The organism is Pseudoalteromonas sp. OF7H-1 (assembly GCF_022347825.1).
Classification (GTDB): Bacteria; Pseudomonadota; Gammaproteobacteria; order Enterobacterales; family Alteromonadaceae; genus Pseudoalteromonas; species Pseudoalteromonas maricaloris.
Genome location: NZ_JAKRFX010000011.1, coordinates 39978 through 58671 on the forward strand (window position 1 = coordinate 39978; position 18694 = coordinate 58671).

The window sequence follows — 18694 nt, forward strand, 5'->3', positions numbered from 1 at the left end:
GGGTTAATGCGCAACCGTACCTTTTAAATGCTCACTCAAAAGCTTCTACCCGTCAGGTTTCATACTAACATTCCGTTCTTAATACACTTTCAGCCGCTACTTTTTGGCCCTATTGAGCGTGTCTTAAAGATCCTACTTTTGAAAGCCATTATGAAAGCGTGAATATGGAAGACTCAGAGGTTTTGGATGTTCTGTTAACATCAACGAGATCATAGAAGATAAAGCGAATTGCTTAACCAAAAGTACCCGTATGGATTGAACCCAACAAATTGGTGAGTAAGTTCATCAGTACCATTCCATCAACACTCAAATTACAAAAAGCCTAAGCTTGGTTCTTAGTCTATCGACTGCTCAAAATTCAATGTATTAAATTTTCTCTTTCTCCCACAAAAATGTCGCCCAGCAATATAGTTTCATACTGAGCGGGGCTGTAGGGCTTATTCTTCGGCTTGGAAATTTGAGGTTGGGAACTTTATTATTCACCCACAAAAAGGGCGCTTGCGCGCCTTTTCTTATTCTACCGTTACACTCTTTGCGAGATTTCTCGGTTGGTCAACATCGGTGCCTTTGATCACGGCTACATAGTATGAAAGTAGCTGTAGTGGGATGGTGTAAACCACTGGGGCGATGATGTTTTCTACGTGATTGACGTTCATTACTCGCATGGTGTCATCCGAGGCAAAGTTTGAGTCTTTGTCTGCAAATACATAGATGATACCGCCGCGTGCGCGCACTTCTTCAACGTTTGATTTGAGCTTTTCAAGCAGCTCGTTGTTTGGTGCAACGACGATAATAGGCATATCTGCGTCGATAAGCGCTAGCGGGCCGTGTTTTAGCTCGCCTGCCGCATAAGCTTCTGCGTGGATGTAGGAGATCTCTTTAAGCTTAAGTGCACCTTCCATTGCGATTGGGTATTGTGAACCACGGCCAAGGAACAATGAGTGATGTTTGTCGGCGAATTCTTCTGCCAGTAGCTCAATGCCATCGGCCATCGTTAGGGTTTCTTCAAGCTTGGTTGGCAGGGTTTTGATAGCGTTGACGATTGCGCTTTGATCACGGCCTTTTTCCTGCGCGATCGATGCAGTTAGCATCAATAAGCCAACTAATTGAGTTGTAAATGCTTTGGTTGATGCCACCCCAATTTCAGCGCCGGCTTTGGTCATAAAGGCAAGATCTGACTCACGTACTAGCGATGAGCCAGGTACGTTACAGATGGTCATCGACGCCATATAGCCTTGCTCTTTGGCAAGACGTAGTGCCGCAAGCGTGTCTGCGGTTTCGCCCGATTGTGAAATGGTTACCAATAGGCTGTTTTCGTGAACGAATGAGTCGCGGTAGCGAAATTCTGAGGCGATTTCAACGTTACAGCTTACGCCTGCAAATTGCTCTAGCCAGTAGCGCGCCACCATGCCTGAGTGGTAAGACGTACCACACGCGATGATCTGTACGTGTTTTACATCTTTAAAAATTTCGTTGGCTTTGTCGCCAAATGCGTCGATACTGACGCGATCGTTATCTAAACGGCCTTCAAGTGTGTTACGTACGGCCATTGGCTGCTCGTAGATTTCTTTTAGCATGTAGTGGCGATATTCGCCTTTGCCCGACACATCTTGAGTAATGTTAGACTCAACCACTTCGCGCTCTACAGGATTGCCGTTAATGTCGAAGATTTCTACCGTTTCGCGAGTAATGCGTGCTACATCACCTTCTTCTAGGAAGATAAAGCTGCGTGTTACTGGTAATAGTGCAAGTTGATCAGAGGCAATAAAGTTTTCACCAAGGCCAAGGCCGATAACCAGTGGGCTGCCTGAGCGTGCCACGATGATTTCATCTTGGTTTGCTTTGTCAAACAATACCGTGCCGTATGCACCTTCAAGCTGTTTTACCGCTGCTTGCACGGCAGCAAGTAATGTAGTGTGTTGCTGTCTGAGTTGATGGATCAGGTGCACCATCACTTCGGTGTCGGTGTCAGATAAAAACTCGTAACCGTCTTCTTTTAATGCCGCGCGCAAGCCTTCGTGGTTTTCAATAATGCCGTTGTGTACCAGCGCAATTTCGCTGTTAGAAATATGCGGGTGCGCGTTAGCTTCTGTTACGCCGCCGTGTGTTGCCCAGCGCGTGTGCGCGATACCGGTAGTACCTTTTACTTCTGCATTTTCAAGCGCAGATTCTAGGTTTACCACTTTACCTACGGCTTTCACGCTGTTGAGTACACCACCTTCGCAAAGCGCGACACCCGCAGAGTCATAACCACGGTACTCAAGGCGTTTTAGGCCTTCGATAAGAATTTTGTTTACTGGACGCTCAGCAACAGCGCCTACGATTCCACACATAATCTCTCCATTATTTGCACGTTGTGTGTAGTTCAGCACAGATAAGTTGTATGCCACGCGCTTCGATCGCTTGGCGGAGGTCATCGGCCAAGTTGTTGTCGGTGATCAAAGTGGTGATCTGTGCCCAAGGTATTTCTAAATTTGGAATTTTACGGCCAATCTTGTCGGATTCGACCATCACAATCACTTCACGGGCTGACTTTGCCATCACACGGCTCAGCCCAATTAATTCGTTGAATGTAGTTGTGCCGCGCTCTACATCAATGCCATCGGCACCAATAAAAAGCTGATCAAAGTCATAGGATTGCAGTACTTGTTCTGCTACTTGCCCTTGAAAGGATTCTGAGTGCGGATCCCATGTCCCGCCGGTCATCAATAAGGTTGGCTCATTTTCTAGTGATAACAATCGATTAGCGATATTCATCGCATTGGTCATCACGACTAAACCGCGCTTTTGCGCAAGCTCAGGAATTAGGGTTTCAGTGGTTCTGCCGCTATCGATAATGATGCGATTGTGATCTTTAATCAGCTCGGCGGCCGCTTTGGCAATGGCCATTTTACGTACCGAGTCTTGCTCGTCTTTACCTGATGCGATGATCTCTTTAGGAAGGGCTATCGCACCGCCATAGCGGCGTAGTAACAGGCCGCTTTTTTCTAGTGCCGTTAAATCCTTACGAATCGTAACTTCTGACGTTTCAAACTCAGCGGCGAGTGATTCTACGCTTACTTCACCGTATTCATTCACCCATGAAAGAATGGTATGTCTGCGCTGTTGAGTATTTCGTTTAGTCATTAAATAAGTTTCGTTTCGAAATTTAAGGCGATTATAGTCGAAACTTCAAAACCTAAACAAGTTAAATTTTGCACTGAACAAATTTTAACTGGAAATATTTTGGTCATCAGGATACATTTCCCAGTTGAGGTACTTAAAAGGATAATTAAATGAACAAAAACTTAATAACATCAATACTTTGTTGTTCACTATTACTAGCAGGATGCGGCGGTTCAGGCGGTGACACCACACCAGTCAATCAGGATAGCGGCAAAAATGGAAATAATGGCAACACAGATTCAAATAACGGCAACACGGATTCAAATAACGATAATACAGATTCAGGAACGGATACCACGACTAAGCCAGTCGCTAAAATTCAGGCAAGTGCCTTTGGGGAGACAGGCAACGTCATTCAGCTTAGCACTGCGGGAAGTACGATCCCTGAAAATGCCGAAATAACATGGCAGTGGCAAGCCAAACCTCAAGGCAGTAACGCTCAGTTTTCTAACCCCAATGCTAAGCAAGCGCACTTTACCGCTGATGTTGCAGGTAGTTACATTGTAGGGCTAACAATTAAGTCAGGTAGTAATGAATCGACAACACAGTTTGAGATCCGTGTAAAAGAAAAAACCACACCAAGTGTGAACACGCCTCCTGTCGCTGATTTCACACTCACAAAACAGGAAATTGCCATCAACGAGCATCTACAGTTAGATGCGAGCAACAGCTCAGACTCAGACGGCGATAATCTCAGTTATAAATGGCAAGTTACTGCACCTGCTCATGTTGATGAATACACATTGGTAAGCCCTAACAATAACCTTGCCTCTTTCGCCTCTAAATTTGCGGGTGAATACACTATTACTTTAACCGTTTATGATGGTAAATCGTCACATAGCAAATCAGAAAAAGTCATCGTTATAGATAACCAGCCAGCTCTTAAAGCGGTTATTTCAGCACCTTCAGAGGTTACATTAAGCTCAATGACTTTTGTTGAGCTGAAAAGCGATGGTAGTCAGTATCAAGGCGCTGTAACACCGCTTTGGAGTTTTGACAGCAAACCGAGCGGCAGCCAAGCCGCAATGGCAACACCAAATGGATTTCTCACCTCGCTTCAATTAGATAAGGCTGGACAATATAGAATCCGCTTTAGCCTTAAAGACAAACAGGGCCGTTTAAGTGAAGCAACCCATACCTTAACGGCCAAATTAGGCGAAGCAAACAAACCACTTGTATTCGTCGACGCGCCGGAGTCAACCAAAATCAATGAAGCCATCGAGCTTAGTGCCAAGCGAAGTAGAGATACAAGCGGAAGAACACTCTCCTTTCGTTGGACGTTTGAGCCATTTGAAGCCGGTTTGACCTATTCCGTTACGAATGAAGATACCGATACGGTGATTTTTACGCCTCACGGAGAGGGGAGTTACCGTTATTTTGTGGAGGTAAGTAACGGTGAGCTAAGCCAAACCGCCAGTGGCGTGATAAAGAGTTACCCTGAAAATTATGGACCTACAGCGTCTATGAGCCCACAAATATCTACAGCTACGGAAGGGGAAACCAAAGTCTTTGTGGTATCCGCAGAAGATAAAGATGGCGATCCGATCACTTATCGCTGGTCGCTTGAAACGAGGCCAGAGAATAGCACGGCAGTGGTCAATAATGCTGATAATCGCGCATCTATTACCTTTGATGAAGCTGGTAACTATGTGCTGAAATGCATAGTGTCTGATGGCAAGGTTGAACTAGTAGTCGCAGCACTCATCACAGTAAATGCAGTTCAAAATAGCGCTCCTGTAATTACGGCACTGGACTATCAAGGTGTACTGAAAACAGATGCAGCGCTTTGGATAACTCCAACTGTTATGGATAGCGACAGCAACGCAGGCAATTTGACCTATTTTTGGAAGGTGGTTGCTCCGTCTGGTGAAGTGATTGACAGTACCGCAGCTCATGACTCGAACCTACAATTCACTCCTGTAGCATCAGGCGACTATCAGGTAAGTTTAAGTGTTGTTGATGAAAAGTCCGCTTCCGTTGCAACTAAAACGATAACACTCTCAGTAGAATAAGGTCTCTCTACTCGATACCTTGTAAGGCTTAAGCACTCACCTATGGGCGCTTAAGCCTTTTTGTTTAAACGGATATGTCGGATGGAGTTAAGTGACGGATCTCCATATTGCTGATATGCGTTCCCGAAGAGTCCTCTGGACCAATTTCATCATAGGCAGACTCAACTCTGAGGTAGGCTTGAGTTGCGCCGAGTTCCGCCAGCTTTGTCTCGGCCTCTCGCAGCGAGTTAAACGGCGTTAGTTTACCCTCGGCATGCATTAAGATATGCAAGTTCCCATCAACATCCTGACCACCCGCAAGATAGTGATTTGAATCCGCGTAGCTAAGCACGATGGCATGGAGTTCTTTATTAGCGATTTTTTCTTTGAGTGTGGCAGCAAGCATAATACTCTCCTCGTTTAACCGATTAATAATTAAACGACATATGTGCGTGTTTGGTTCACCTTGATTGTCGTGAATGTTTTGTCGCGAACCTGTTGTCGTGATAAATCACGACCTACCATCCAAATGTGGGTCGAGGTTTACCTCGACAGATTTAATCGAAGGGATTATCTTTAAAATTCATCTCTCAATTGCAAGGAGTGCACATGAGCTGGAATGGCCTGAGAAAAGGCAGGATATCAATCCCGTACGCGGAATACTTCATTACGTTTAACTGCCATAAACGCACGCCCTATTTTACGGATTATCGGCTGGCACGATTGTTTTGCCAATCTATCTCACATAATGAACAAAAGTTTGAGTGCAGCTGGCAAACATGGGTATTAATGCCAGATCACTTTCATGGCTTACTGACACTTGGAAATACGCAACTTGGTAAGGTTGTTGGAGAATTAAAAGGCAGAACAGCTTACCTGCTAAATAACCTGAGCTGCGGATAATTAATGCCTTTCTAGCAGCCAGTTTTAGCGCTAACTGCGTTGAATTCACTTCCAATAGCCAGCTATTGGTGCGTAAATTCGCCTTGTTTTCCCTAAAACTCTCTGGCTAGACAAGGAGAAAACTAAGTTGTGCTTTAGCAACAATGAGTTGGAACATTCCTTATCCAAACCTCAGGTTAAATAAACAACTGGATTCAAAATACAAAGTTTGGCAAAGCGCGTATTACGATCATATGCTCAGGACCACAGAAGATAGGCATACCATTGCCCGGTATATTGCTGCAAACCCACTAAGAACCAAGCTAGTAGGCCGCATTGGTGATTATCCTTATTGGAACTCACACTTTCTGTGATTGGCTGGTTAAAGGCGCTCTTCCCAACTCAGTTAACACGCTTCGATACACCGACAAGTTACCTTCCGCCATCACCTCAATGGCAAATTCACTGCATATTTTAGCACGACCTTTACGGCCCATTTGCTCTCGTAAAATCTGGTCCTGCAATAAACGATTAAGATCTTGGGTAAACTGAACTTGATTACCAACCGGAGCGAGTAATCCGGTTTCATTGTGCGCAACCGCTTCAGGAATGCCGCCAGCAGCAAAGCCCACAACAGGCACGCCAGATGCGCTGCTTTGTAATAACGCGACACCTAACCCTTCCATCGATGCTGGATGTGCAACAATATCAACCGCAGGTAAAATACGCGCTACGTCTTGTCGAAATCCCACCAGCTGGACAACTTTTTGCAGCCCCAGCTCGTCTATACGCGCCTGATACTGTTGCTGCTTTGGCCCTCGACCAAACAGTAATACGCGCAAATTAGGATGCTCAACAATGAGTTTTTTGGCTGCACGCATGATCACATCTTGCCCTTTGCGCTCTATCAGCTGCGCAAAATTAGCCACAACCAAGGCATTTTGTGGCAGCTCAAACTCATCAAGCAGCCATTGCCGCTCCGCGCTACTTGGTGCAAAGCGCTGGGTATCGACTGCACTGTGGACTAACTTTACTTGCTCAGAGGCAACACCCTGCGAGAGTAATACTTGACGGATCCCCTCTGAGATAGCGATAACTTTATCGTAGGCTGGGTATTTTAATTTTGACCACCAGCGTGGCTCGGTGTTGTCGACTCGTCTCGATAAAATAACAGGGACATTAAGCGACTTCGCGGCAAGTAATCCCCAAGTATCAACCCCTCGACGGCTGTGAATATGAACACAATCAGGCCGATGGTGGGTAATAGCCCTTCGTAACCGCAACCATTGCATGACATCGAGATCGCCTGCCATTTTCACAGGCTCTACAACTACTTGCTTATCAACGGCTGCAATCATTTCACTATTTGGCGGGCAAACCAGTACGTTTTCAATGCCCTTTTGCTGCAACGCTTGGGTTAAATATACCACTTGTTGTGCGCCGCCATATAAGTGACGACCCGCTTCAATATGCAGAACTTTCATAGCACTTCTCCTAGTGCGCTCGAGACTCTTTGTGGCGTGAGCCCCACCATACAATCAAAACGAGCCTCACAGGTTGGCCGGCGTTTGCATGGTGAGCAAGCAAGTTTATCGCTCAACACGCGACCATTTGGATTGAAGGTGTTTTCATACGGTAAGGTTGAACCAAACAATGCAATAACCGGGGTATGATGCGCCATCGCCATGTGAGTTAGCCCTGTATCGACGCCAATCACACCTTTTGCCCCCCGAATGATCTCGCTGCACTCAAGCAATGTCGTTTTCCCGGTTAGATTAATGATCCCCGGCATCTGTTTTGCTAAACGCTCGCTATGAGCGATATCACTTGGTCCACCCAATATAATAATATGCGCACAAATAGACTGATTTACTTGTTTATACAACTCACGCCAATGCCCATCTACCCAGTGTTTCTGTACTCTCGTTGTAAACGGGCAAAACACCACATAAGGTTGACCTTGAGTATGCTCCAATAGCAGTGCTTCTGTGTGTTGTTGTGTCTCTTTCGAGGCAATGAGCGAATATTGAAACGCCGCTTCTGGCGCACCAAAAAATTTCGCTGCAGCTCTGTATTCCGAGCTGATATCAGCAGACCAAGGCGAGGTCACTACCTTATTCATAAGCCACTGACTGCCCTCGCGACTATTGATCCCAACCTTATATTGAGCGCCGCTAAGCCAAGCTAGCACACCACTTTTAAGGAGTCCTTGGGCGTCGAGCACTAAGTCAAATTGTCGACTAGCCAACTGCTTTTTAAAGCTACTAACTCGCTTCAGTAGCGCTATGATCCCTTTTGCTTTTCGCACTTTTTGCCACTCATTGCGAGGCCACAGGATCACCTCATCTAGCAATGGATTTTGTTGTAGCAAGGTCGCGCCAGCAGGCTCAGCTAACCAGCTCAGTTTTGCTTCTGGATAACGTGCCTTTAGTGCAGAAATAAGGCCTGACGCCATCACGATATCACCAATGGCACTGAGCCGGACAATAAGGATATTGTTGTATTGCATGTTATCTGATCACCATTGGATGTAATCGGGTACTATGAACTGGCCGTTGCGCTTGCTTTAACTGATATAAAACTTGCAATGTGGTTTTGTGTAGTGCGCCATTATGCTTTGCGATTGCGGCTTGCCCAGCCTGTACTTGTTGTGCTGTTGCAGCACTATTTTGCCAAAAGCCGATGACTTCTTTAGCTATTTGCTGTGGTTCGTTACCCTCAACAAGTGCACCAACTTGACTCAGCGGCGCACATATATCTTCACAATTTCGTCGACTACTTCCCATTACAACAGCAGCCCCTTGGACAATGGCTTCGGCAGGATTATGACCACCGAGCTTAACTAACGAGCCACCGATAAAGGCAACGTGGGCATCACGATAAAACGCAAATAGTTTGCCCATCGTATCAAGCAGGTACACTTGAGTATTTGCCGTTAGTGTTGGCGCGTGCGAGTAACGCTGACAGCTCAGCCCGCTTGCTTGCAGCAGCTGCCATACCTCATCAAATCTTTCAGGATGACGCGGTGCGATAATTAGCCGAGCTGCTGGATTTTGCTGTAACAACTGTTTGTGCGCTGCGACCACCGCTATTTCTTCAGTGTCATGCGAGCTCCCCGCAATCCATGTCAACTGAGAGGGTTTTTGCGTTGGGTCGGCATGTTTAAGCTCTGGCCAATCGTACTTGATATTACCGCACATCATCAGTTTTTCTGGTGGTACACCCAACTCGCGAAAAGCTTGATAACTGAGCTCACTTTGCGGCAGAATTTTATGCACCTTTGACACCATAAAGGTAAAAAGACCTAACATGTTGGCATAACGATTTTTTGATCTGTCGGTCATGCGGGCATTTACCAGCATCACTCGACTGCCTTGGTTGCGCGACTGGCGAATAAGGTTCGGCCACCACTCCATCTCAACCGACATGGTCAATACCGGATTAAAATGCGTCAAGAACGCACCAACTGTCAATTGAAAGTCCAGTGGCAAATAAGTGTGAATGACTTGCTCCCCCCAGTTGCGCTCAATATAGTTGGAACCCGCAACCGTGGTACAAGTAAAAACAATGGGTAAATGAGGATGCTGTTTACGCAGCTCAGGAATAAGTTTAGCAATGGCGGCGCATTCGCCAACGGAGACGCCATGTAAATGAATACAGGCGGGTAAACGTTTACAATCGTAGACACCTAAGCGTTGCAAAAAGTGCCTTTTATAACCCGGTTTACGTAGCCATTTTTTTAATAAGATCAGCGCAATCAAAGGTAAACACAACAACAGGATACTGTTATAAACACCAATCCAAAGTGAATTAGCTGATCTTCTACGAAGACGAGAGGTTGTCTTAACCTTAGCCATAGCTACACCTTGTTATTCAAGCCTGAATTAACCCCAGTGTAACTATGGTTTTTGACACTAAATTGACAGCGAGTTATACCAACTTGCTTTATTAAGTGGTCTATTTTAAAAATTACTATCAGCTACTCGTAGCGCAGCGCTGATGAGGGGCGCCGGCTTGCAACCTTGTAGGTAACGAGTACAACGGTAAGCCAAGTAAGCAAGATCACAAGTAGGCCTGCGACTCCATAAATCCATATAGATTGATTTATCCGCTCATTAAAGCGATTAAGCCACTCACCAACTAGCCAATACGTCAGCGGGACTGCAAGTACCATACTCAATGCAGATAACCACAAATACTCTTTAGCAACCAAGCTAATTAACCCAATACGTGAAGCGCCTAACACTTTGCGGATAGCTAATTCCTTTTCTTTGCGCAAGGTAGTAAATGACGCTAATCCAAATGTTCCGAGTAAGGTCAGAAATATAGCTAAAGGACTAAAGATAGATAGCATGGTAAGCGTATAAAGTTCATTCTTGTGGGCCGCCAAGAACTCATCATAGAGAGACTGAACTTCTATATCACGACGATTGAGATGTGCAGCAAGGACTTGTTCAATTTCAGTGATCACGTTACCTGGATCAATGCCTTCAGCGATCTTTAATACCACATTTGCAGTTTCACCATCAACATGACCAAGCATCAATGAAGTAGGTTGTACTGCATTATTCACGGAACCAATTCTGATATCCTCAACTACGCCCACGACCTTGGCTGTCAACTTTCGCCTTGGTACGGTAACAGTGACGCCGATCACCTCATCAAGCTTCTCATATCCCGCTAAATGAGCCATTTTTTTGGTTATCAGGATAGCGACATGCGCCTCTCCATTTTGCTGTTCACGATACCAATCTCCAGTGTAATCGCGACTAAAGCCTCGTCCAGTAATCAGCTTTAACCCGAGTACATCAATTACGTCATAACCCGTATTGATTACTGCTAACATGCCGTCATAGGTTTCGCCATTTGGCCAAGTGTAATGCATCCCACCGTTAATGGCGGTTGCATAATTGGTATCGCTCAATGTCCAACCAGCCACACCTGAGATCTGGCCTAACTCATCAAGCAATGCGTTTCCTTGTTGCTGATAGATCAGCTCTGAGGGCAATTCTCGAATGATAATTCGCTGTGCTTTTTCGTAACCTACATCCAACTGTTTTACCAGCATCATTTGTTGATAGAGCATGCTGATAGCTGCTATCAGCCCTACGCCAATCGCACCTTGTAAGCATAAGGTTATTTTACGGATCCTTGCTGATGAACGCCCTCGACTAAAATCGCCACTTAATACTTTTTTCGCGCCAAATGACGAGATAAATAAAGCTGGATATAGCCCAGAAAATAAACCAACCACTGTCAATGTAATTACAAGACCGAGCATAAATAGAGAGTTGTATACCAATGTCAGGGGCTGCGCGATTAACTGATTAAAGTGCGGCAATGCCAACTCAACGATTACAACCCCTAAAAACCCTGAAAACAGTACAGTCAGTAACGATTCTGACAGGAATTGTGTGACGAGTTGCGACTTACTAGCACCTAGCGCTTTACGTATGCCGACTTCTTTAGCACGCTTTGCAGCACTGGCAATATTGAAGTTAATAAAATTAGCGCTGGCTATGATCACAAGTAAAGTACTCAGCACAACGCTCACTTGCAGTGCCAAATAAGACCCTCCTTGCTTCATCTCTACGGTGCCATTGGTGTGAAAATGCAACAGGGTCAACGGAATAAACTGAAACTGGATGTCTTTGAAGTTCGGGTTTTTAGCTCTTTTTTGCATCTCGCGCGTCATCTCTTGGGCTAACGCGTTGGGATCTGCTTCTGACTGCAACTTCAAATACACATGACTACTAAAAGGACCGCGCTGTAATTTGGGTAAGTACATCAGCACATCAAAATCAAAGTGTGTATTTGCTTCCAAATCCGCAAAAACAGCAGCCACTTCATAGCTTCCCCCATCGTATTCAAGTTGCCTACCGATAACATCTGTATCGCCAAACAAGCGCTTTGATTCTGTCTGGCTAAGGGCGATAAGATTGGGCTGAGAAAGAGCCTGAGTTAAGTCTCCATGTAATACAGAGATATTCACAAACTCAGCCAAATTTGGCGTCGCAACATACGCCTTTTTGAACTTAAAGCGCTGATCTTTAACCTTCACGATATCCGCCATTGGTTCGCCACTATATTGTAACGATTCAATCCGACTAATAATCAACAGTTCCTTTATTTGACTGTGCTTTTGCATCAGCTGCGGCATTCTAGGGTCAATCGCACCGCGCACGCCCACACCCACAGAACGCAAATCTAAATGCACTCGGTAAACATGATTTGCATCAGGCTGATGTTTATCAACAATCAACTGACTTTGGGCAAATAAAGCCACGATAATTGCAGCAGCAATTCCAATGCTGAAACCGATGACATTGAGCAGTGTGTGTAGCTTTTGCTTTTTACTTACCCGAATTGCCGTACTCAAATATGAAGTGAGCATAGAAGATCCTTTTTAGTTATTTTTTATAAAGATATCCAGTACAAAGTCACTTGATTTTTCCACTCGCGATTGTGACTCACTTTTGAAATGACTGCTTGTAGCAGCATATTCACACCATTCAAAAGCAGAAATGGTCGTGCCGATATTAGCGATGAACACACCAAGAAATAAATGATGAAAGCGGCCTAAATTAGGCCGCAATTTCTTGAGTGATTACCAATTTAATTTACTCATATCGCAAGATCAGCGACGGACGTGTACTCGCGGCTTTAAAGGCAAGGGTCGCCACAGTCAACCAAGTGATACCGGCAACCACCAAGGCTGCTGCACCATAAACCCACATCATTTGCTCAATACGGTCATTAAAGTTTGCAAGCCAATCACCAACAAGCCAATAGGTGATTGGATAAGCTATGGCGATACTGACTCCCACCAAAGTCAGGAACTCTTTTGCTAAGATATTCACAATGCTTAGCCGTGATGCCCCTAAGACTTTGCGTACAGCTACTTCTTTTTGACGGCGAACCGTTGCAAAAGATGCCAATCCAAAAGTGCCCAAACAGGTTAAGAATACAGCTAGTGCAGTGAAGATAAGTACTACCTTAGAGATACGCTCATCACCACTAAGTACAGCCCTATAACTGTCTGAAAGGAGGTTGATCTCTGGTTCATACACGTTTGCGGTTTTTGCCAACACACTAATCACATCTTGTCTAATCTGTGCTAAATACTGCGGGTTAATCGTTAAGATCACTTCAGATGTTGGATTAAAATAAGTAAACCCTAATAAAAACATAATGTTAGAACTCGCTTCTTGTGCATTCCCCACTTTGACGTCAGCGACGACACCAACCACTCGCATCTCTACGTTGCGGCCAGTATCTTTGATAGTTTTGCCAATAATATCAGCAACATTACTGTAGCCAGCTTGCTTAGCGACCGACTCGGTAATAATGGTGCCTATTGTGGTTACGCCGTTAACTCGATTTGACCAATCACCGGCAAACTCTCGGCTAAAATCTCGCCCTGCAAGTAGCGTTAACCCTAATCCTTTGACTACCTCGTAGCTTGTGCCGATCACTGGCGTTAAGGATTGCGACTGTTCACCATTTGGCCAAGTGGGTACTAGGGTGTTATTAATCGAGCGAGTCAGCTGCGTATCTATCACACTGATATGTTCAACGCCCTCAATCGCCGCGAACTGTTTAGCTAATGATGTTGGCGCTTTTGTAAAAGCCGCTTTAACGGGCACTTCTGAGACCACCAAACGTTGTGTGGTTTCGTAACCAAGCGGTAAGCTTTGCAAATGTGCCAACTGGTACTGTAGCGTTATCGAAGCAATAATTAACCCAACCGCAAGTGCTGCTTGTACAGTTAAAAGACTTTTGCGCACCCAAATCGCGGTACTCCCACGCTGTAAATCTCCGCTTAATACGCGTTTAGCACTAAAAGATGAGATAAAAAATGCAGGATAAAGACCCGCCAATAGCCCCACAGTGACGGCAACCGCGACCACGACGACACTAAACATAGATGCATAATCAATACTTAATTCACGGCCAACTAGATTGTTGAAACTTGGTAATAGTAGCTCGACCAAAACACAGGCTATTGTCATTGCAAGCAATGACACGAGTACAGACTCTGATAAAAACTGTGCAACTAATTGCGACTTGCTAGCACCAAGTGCCTTGCGTACACCCACTTCTTTTGCACGTTTGGTCGACTGTGCAACCGTCATATTAATGAAGTTAAAGCCAGCGATAAGGATCAGCAGCACACTTAAACCAACACAGATCATCACCACTTGTTTCGCACCACCCACTTTCATTTCAAACGGCGACTTTGCAGTAAAGTGAAGGTCCGTTAAGGGGTGTAATTGCAGTGATAAGCGGCCTTTAAAATCACCGAAATAGTATTTCTCCGTCAGTGTTTTTTCCAAGGCAGTAACGTCTGTTTGCGGTGCCAATCGTAAATAAACATAGCTAGAAGTTATATCCGTATTGGCTGGATCATGCTCTACAGACACTAGGTTTTTAAAGCCAAAATGCGTGTTTTCAGGTAAATCTGTAAATACTGCACCTACCGTATATTGGCCGTTTTTATGCTGCAGAGTCTCGCCAACCACGTTCGTGCGGCCAAAAATACGCTGAGCTTCTGAACTACTCAATGCAATGCTATTCGGTACACTCATGGCGCGACTTAAGCTACCTGCCACCGTTTCCATATCGATGAAGTTCTTGATATTTGCAGTTGCGCCATAAAGATCATTCAGTTTAAACCCTTGATTTTTTACTGTCACATCGACTTCAGCTTCGCGAGTAAACTCCACCATCGTCAGCGCAAAAACCTCTTCAACCTGGCTATATTCAAGTGCTCGAGTGCCATTGATGTAATTAAAAACAGGAACGACCCCAAGCCCTAATTGCGAATAGTCTTGTGCAATTCGATACACGCGCTCAGCTTGAGGTTGCTGGCTGTCGTAAGACAGTTCATTTTTTGCAAACAGTGCGACCAAAATTGCCGCGGCTAAGCCCACACTAAGCCCAAGTACATTTAAAATAAAATGCTGTTTTTGCTGCTTAAAAGCACGCAATGCCGTTATTAGATAATTCACTATCATCGTTATGCCACCTCTACTTTTTGTGGTTGCACCACTGTGTTGGCTTTGTCTAACATCACTTGACCATCGAGAAGGCGTACAAGTCTATCCGCGTATGACCCCTCTTTTTCTGAGTGCGTTACCATGATCACGGTTGTGCCTTCGCGGTTTAGCTCGCGTAACATCGCCATGACTTCTTCGCCATTTTTGGAATCCAAGTTACCCGTTGGCTCATCCGCTAAGATAAGTTTAGGGTTAATAACCAGCGCTCTAGCAACCGCTACACGCTGCTGCTGACCACCAGAAAGTTGCTGTGGTAGGTGATCGGCGCGGTGGTCGATGGCAACGCGTTTTAAAATCTGCTCTACACGCTGCTTACGTTCACTTTTTGAGATATTTTGGTATTGCAGCGGTAGCTCGACATTTTCAAACACAGTCAGCTCATCAATCAGGTTAAAGCTTTGAAATACAAAACCAATAGACGCTTTACGTAGCTGTGAGAGCTGCTTTTCGCTATACCCCGCAATGTCAGTACCCGCAAACTCAAACTGCCCAGATGACGGTGAGTCCAACATCCCTAGGATGGACAATAAAGTGGACTTACCACACCCAGACGGGCCCATGATGGCGACAAACTCACCTTCATTAACGGTGAGGTTAATATCGTTTAGCGCAGTCGTTTCAACGTCTTGAGTACGGAATACACGGTTTAAGTTAGTTAGTTTTATCATTGTTATATCCTTAGAAATTGAGTTGTTGCGCTTTGTCGAAGTTGCTATAGCTTGAGGTGATCACTTGCTCACCTTGTGATAAGCCATCTAACACTTCGTAATAATCTTGATTCTTTTTACCTAAGCGAATATCACGACGCTCGGCGGTTTTGCCATCACTTGCCAACACGTATACCCAGTTACCGCCAGAGCTAGTAAAGAAGGCACCGCGTTTTAGCAATAAAGCATTTTCTTTGTTACCGCCAAGCATCAGTTCGACATCTATGCTTTGGCCGCGTTTAATGTCGCTTTGGCCGCTTGGTAATGCCACTTCTACCTGAAATTGTGATTGCGTTACACGGCTATCAATTTTGCTCACCTTGGCACTGACTAAGCCACTGTCTAACATCACATTCACTGCCATATCCGGTTGTACTTGATTTAAATAAAACTCATCAAGACGGACAACCAACTTGTATTCATTCGGAATGTCAATTTGGCCTAACCTTGCCCCTTTACTCTTTGACTCACCGATTTCAACATCCAGCTCACTCAAGTAACCCGACACCGGCGCTTTGATCAGTAGGTTTTCGAGATTTTTACGGGCAAATTGCAAGTTCTTCTGTAACATCTCAGCACTGTCTTCTAGCTGTTCGACTTGCACTTTACGAATTGAATTTTCCTGCGTTTGGCGCTCTAACGTCAGCTCCTTTCGGGCCTTGTAATACTGTAAATCGTCTTCGATTTCAGACAATCTGTCGGTTGCCAGCACGCCTTTTTCAACGAGTGGCTTGGATTGCTTATAACGACGTTCCAAATGGCTAATTTGTAAGTCAATTTCAAGCAAGTCACGGCGTAAATTAAGGCGACTGGTTTCCATCGTCATTTGGGTGTTTCTTAGGAAGTTAAGCTGCTCTGTTACTTGCGCTTCGCGACTCATCACGTCTAGCTGTAAACTGGTATTGCTCAATCTCACTAATGGCTGACCCGCTTCAACAAACTCACCCTGCTCCACCAAGCGCTCTTCCACTTGACCACCGGCGATGGTATCTAAGTAAATCGTGGTTTTTGGTACGACTTGACCACGTAAGCTTAGTGCGTCCACAAACGCCCCCTTGCTTACGGTACTCACCGTAAGGCTACTCAGTGCGAGATTTTGACTACGGCCTGAAGAGGCAGTGTTATTGAATGCCAGTGCCGCTGCTGCAATGCTCAGAAGTACACCACCTGCCACCGCTTTTTTAAGATGTTTTTGCAATCCTGAACGCTCTATTTTCTTATCCATAATCACGCCTCTTGTTGTTAGTCGGTTAAATCGTTTTATCGAATATGTATGACTAATATCAAGCACCGTGCCAAGCTTAATTTTATTAGCAATTACAAAATGTTAGGCGTTTAGCATTATATTCTAAGAATAATAAGTGTCCGGAAATAGAACACATCAAAAATAACAAAGTGTCCATAAATGAACACTTTTCGTAGACGAGATCTAAACGATTGCGGTACGCTAAAAGAAAAATAAAGCGATCAGGATATGAAGCAGGAAGGCACCATATTAATTGTCGACGACAACAGCGATATATTAATTGCAGCAAAGCTTTTGCTAAAAAAGCATTACCAAACCATCATCACCACAGATAATCCTTTTGATATAGAAGCACAGATTGCATCGCAGCAAATAGATGTGATCTTGCTTGATATGAACTTTAGCCAAGATGCTATTAGTGGCAAAGAGGGCTTTTATTGGTTAAAGAAAATTGTCGAACAAGACCCAAGCATCGTGGTGTTGTTAATGACTGCCTATGGTGACATTCAACTTGCCGTTGACGCGATAAAAGCAGGAGCAGCCGACTTTATCGCTAAGCCTTGGCAAAATGACCAACTACTGGGTGCTGTTGCTGCCGCATTTGCTCATGCCAAAGACAAACAGCAGGTTGGTAAGCTCACTCGTCAGACCCAAGGGTTAAATCAGGCACTCAATCAATCTAGTGGTAGCCATCAATTTGCTTTTTTAGGTCAAAGCCCGGCCATGCAAAAGGTATTTAGTACCATAGAACGCGCAGCGCTCACCGATGCCAATATTCTGATCACCGGCGAAAGTGGCACGGGCAAAGAGCTCGCCGCCCACGCCATTCATCAGGCGAGTATGCGCCGCGACAATACCTTTATCAGCCTAGACATGGGTGCTATCTCCGAAAGTTTGTTTGAAAGCGAATTGTTTGGTCATAAAAAAGGGGCGTTTACCGATGCGAAAAGCGATAAGGTCGGCCGCTTTGAACTCGCACACGAGGGGAGCTTGTTTTTGGACGAATTGGGCAACCTGCCAATGAGCCAACAAGCAACGCTACTTGCGGCTTTACAAAATCGACAAGTCACTCCTGTAGGCGGTAATAAGCCCATTTCAGTGGACATACGCCTTATCTGTGCCACCAACGACAACCTGCAACAAGCGGTTGATGAAGGCCGTTTTAGGCAAGATTTATTATATCGGATCAATACCATAGAGATCCGTCTGCCACCGCTTCGCGAGCGTGTCGATGATATTCCACTGCTCGTAAATTACTACCTTGAACACTTTTGCCACAAGTATAAAAGACAGCTTGAAGTAAATAGCAGCGACATGCAATGTCTACAAACCTACCCGTGGCCCGGTAATGTCAGGGAGCTCGCACATGCTATCGAGCGCGCGGTGATCTTAAGTGAAAGCGAGTTTTTAGATATCAGCACTGTGATTGGCACCACCCCAACGACGGCGCAAGCAAGTATGGAAGATACCTCGGACACCAATGCACTCACTTTTGAAGGCACTTTCAATCTTGAAGAGATTGAACAACGTACGGTGCGTGCAGCGCTCAAGCATTATCAAGGCAATGTCTCAAACGCAGCCAAAGCGCTCGGGTTAACCCGAGGGGCGATGTATCGTCGCTTAGAAAAGTACGATTTGTAGGAA

Annotated in this window: 13 protein-coding genes; 3 read left to right on the top strand and 10 right to left on the bottom strand. The window is 45.1% G+C overall.

The window, feature by feature from the left end:
* Positions 1-512: 512 nt before the first annotated feature.
* Positions 513-2333, bottom strand: coding sequence for a glutamine--fructose-6-phosphate transaminase (isomerizing) (gene glmS, locus MHN30_RS14545; RefSeq protein ID WP_130165192.1), 1821 nt, complete (start codon positions 2331-2333; stop codon positions 513-515).
* A gap of 10 nt (positions 2334-2343) precedes the next feature.
* A complete protein-coding gene (locus MHN30_RS14550; RefSeq protein ID WP_130165193.1) occupies positions 2344-3126 on the bottom strand; it encodes a DeoR family transcriptional regulator in 783 nt (260 codons plus the stop codon).
* A 149-nt stretch (positions 3127-3275) separates the two neighbouring features.
* Between MHN30_RS14550 and MHN30_RS14555 the strand changes: the two genes are divergently transcribed.
* Positions 3276-5177, top strand: a complete 1902-nt coding sequence (locus MHN30_RS14555; RefSeq protein WP_239360118.1) for a PKD domain-containing protein — start codon at positions 3276-3278, stop codon at positions 5175-5177.
* 64 nt (positions 5178-5241) lie between these two features.
* Here MHN30_RS14555 and MHN30_RS14560 read toward each other — a convergent pair whose 3' ends face one another.
* Complete coding sequence (locus tag MHN30_RS14560) at positions 5242-5562, bottom strand: DUF6482 family protein (RefSeq protein WP_095729450.1); 321 nt, start codon at positions 5560-5562, stop codon at positions 5242-5244.
* 203 nt (positions 5563-5765) lie between these two features.
* Here MHN30_RS14560 and MHN30_RS14565 point away from each other — a divergent pair, with 203 nt between their 5' ends.
* Entirely contained in the window at positions 5766-6059 is a 294-nt protein-coding gene (locus MHN30_RS14565) for a transposase (RefSeq protein ID WP_239360119.1), read from the top strand.
* Positions 6060-6397: 338 nt separating this feature from the next.
* On the opposite strand, the gene MHN30_RS14570 is transcribed toward MHN30_RS14565, so the two are convergent.
* From MHN30_RS14570 to MHN30_RS14600, 7 genes are all read right to left on the bottom strand, one after another.
* Positions 6398-7522, bottom strand: a complete 1125-nt coding sequence (locus MHN30_RS14570; protein ID WP_239360120.1) for a glycosyltransferase — start codon at positions 7520-7522, stop codon at positions 6398-6400.
* Positions 7519-8547 (bottom strand): glycosyltransferase family 9 protein, encoded by a 1029-nt coding sequence (locus MHN30_RS14575; protein ID WP_130165197.1) that lies wholly within the window; start codon positions 8545-8547, stop codon positions 7519-7521. The genes MHN30_RS14570 and MHN30_RS14575 overlap by 4 nt, the downstream gene beginning before the upstream one ends.
* Before the next feature lies 1 nt (position 8548).
* A complete protein-coding gene (locus MHN30_RS14580) occupies positions 8549-9895 on the bottom strand; it encodes a 3-deoxy-D-manno-octulosonic acid transferase (RefSeq protein WP_239360121.1) in 1347 nt (448 codons plus the stop codon).
* Positions 9896-10017: 122 nt separating this feature from the next.
* Positions 10018-12432, bottom strand: a complete 2415-nt coding sequence (locus MHN30_RS14585) for an FtsX-like permease family protein (RefSeq protein WP_239360122.1) — start codon at positions 12430-12432, stop codon at positions 10018-10020.
* Positions 12433-12658: 226 nt separating this feature from the next.
* A complete protein-coding gene (locus MHN30_RS14590; protein ID WP_239360126.1) occupies positions 12659-15055 on the bottom strand; it encodes an ABC transporter permease in 2397 nt (798 codons plus the stop codon).
* Positions 15056-15057: 2 nt separating this feature from the next.
* Positions 15058-15765, bottom strand: coding sequence for an ABC transporter ATP-binding protein (locus tag MHN30_RS14595; protein WP_130165201.1), 708 nt, complete (start codon positions 15763-15765; stop codon positions 15058-15060).
* A 10-nt stretch (positions 15766-15775) separates the two neighbouring features.
* Complete coding sequence (locus MHN30_RS14600; RefSeq protein WP_017218594.1) at positions 15776-17029, bottom strand: efflux RND transporter periplasmic adaptor subunit; 1254 nt, start codon at positions 17027-17029, stop codon at positions 15776-15778.
* Between the two features lie 249 nt (positions 17030-17278).
* Here MHN30_RS14600 and MHN30_RS14605 point away from each other — a divergent pair, with 249 nt between their 5' ends.
* On the top strand, positions 17279-18691 hold the full coding sequence (locus MHN30_RS14605) for a sigma-54 dependent transcriptional regulator (RefSeq protein WP_130127197.1): 1413 nt from the start codon (positions 17279-17281) through the stop codon (positions 18689-18691).
* Positions 18692-18694: the final 3 nt, after the last annotated feature.

Bases quoted from the DNA above. Each gene is read 5' to 3' on its own strand.
- glmS (WP_130165192.1), bottom strand. From the start codon at position 2,333: ATGTGTGGAATCGTAGGCGCTGTTGCTGAGCGTCCAGTAAACAAAATT.
- MHN30_RS14565 (WP_239360119.1), top strand. From the start codon at position 5,766: ATGAGCTGGAATGGCCTGAGAAAAGGCAGGATATCAATCCCGTACGCG.
- MHN30_RS14575 (WP_130165197.1), bottom strand. From the start codon at position 8,547: ATGCAATACAACAATATCCTTATTGTCCGGCTCAGTGCCATTGGTGAT.
- MHN30_RS14585 (WP_239360122.1), bottom strand. From the start codon at position 12,432: ATGCTCACTTCATATTTGAGTACGGCAATTCGGGTAAGTAAAAAGCAA.
- MHN30_RS14570 (WP_239360120.1), bottom strand. From the start codon at position 7,522: ATGAAAGTTCTGCATATTGAAGCGGGTCGTCACTTATATGGCGGCGCA.
- MHN30_RS14605 (WP_130127197.1), top strand. From the start codon at position 17,279: ATGAAGCAGGAAGGCACCATATTAATTGTCGACGACAACAGCGATATA.
- MHN30_RS14590 (WP_239360126.1), bottom strand. From the start codon at position 15,055: ATGATAGTGAATTATCTAATAACGGCATTGCGTGCTTTTAAGCAGCAA.
- MHN30_RS14600 (WP_017218594.1), bottom strand. From the start codon at position 17,029: ATGGATAAGAAAATAGAGCGTTCAGGATTGCAAAAACATCTTAAAAAA.
- MHN30_RS14580 (WP_239360121.1), bottom strand. From the start codon at position 9,895: ATGGCTAAGGTTAAGACAACCTCTCGTCTTCGTAGAAGATCAGCTAAT.
- MHN30_RS14550 (WP_130165193.1), bottom strand. From the start codon at position 3,126: ATGACTAAACGAAATACTCAACAGCGCAGACATACCATTCTTTCATGG.
- MHN30_RS14560 (WP_095729450.1), bottom strand. From the start codon at position 5,562: ATGCTTGCTGCCACACTCAAAGAAAAAATCGCTAATAAAGAACTCCAT.
- MHN30_RS14555 (WP_239360118.1), top strand. From the start codon at position 3,276: ATGAACAAAAACTTAATAACATCAATACTTTGTTGTTCACTATTACTA.
- MHN30_RS14595 (WP_130165201.1), bottom strand. From the start codon at position 15,765: ATGATAAAACTAACTAACTTAAACCGTGTATTCCGTACTCAAGACGTT.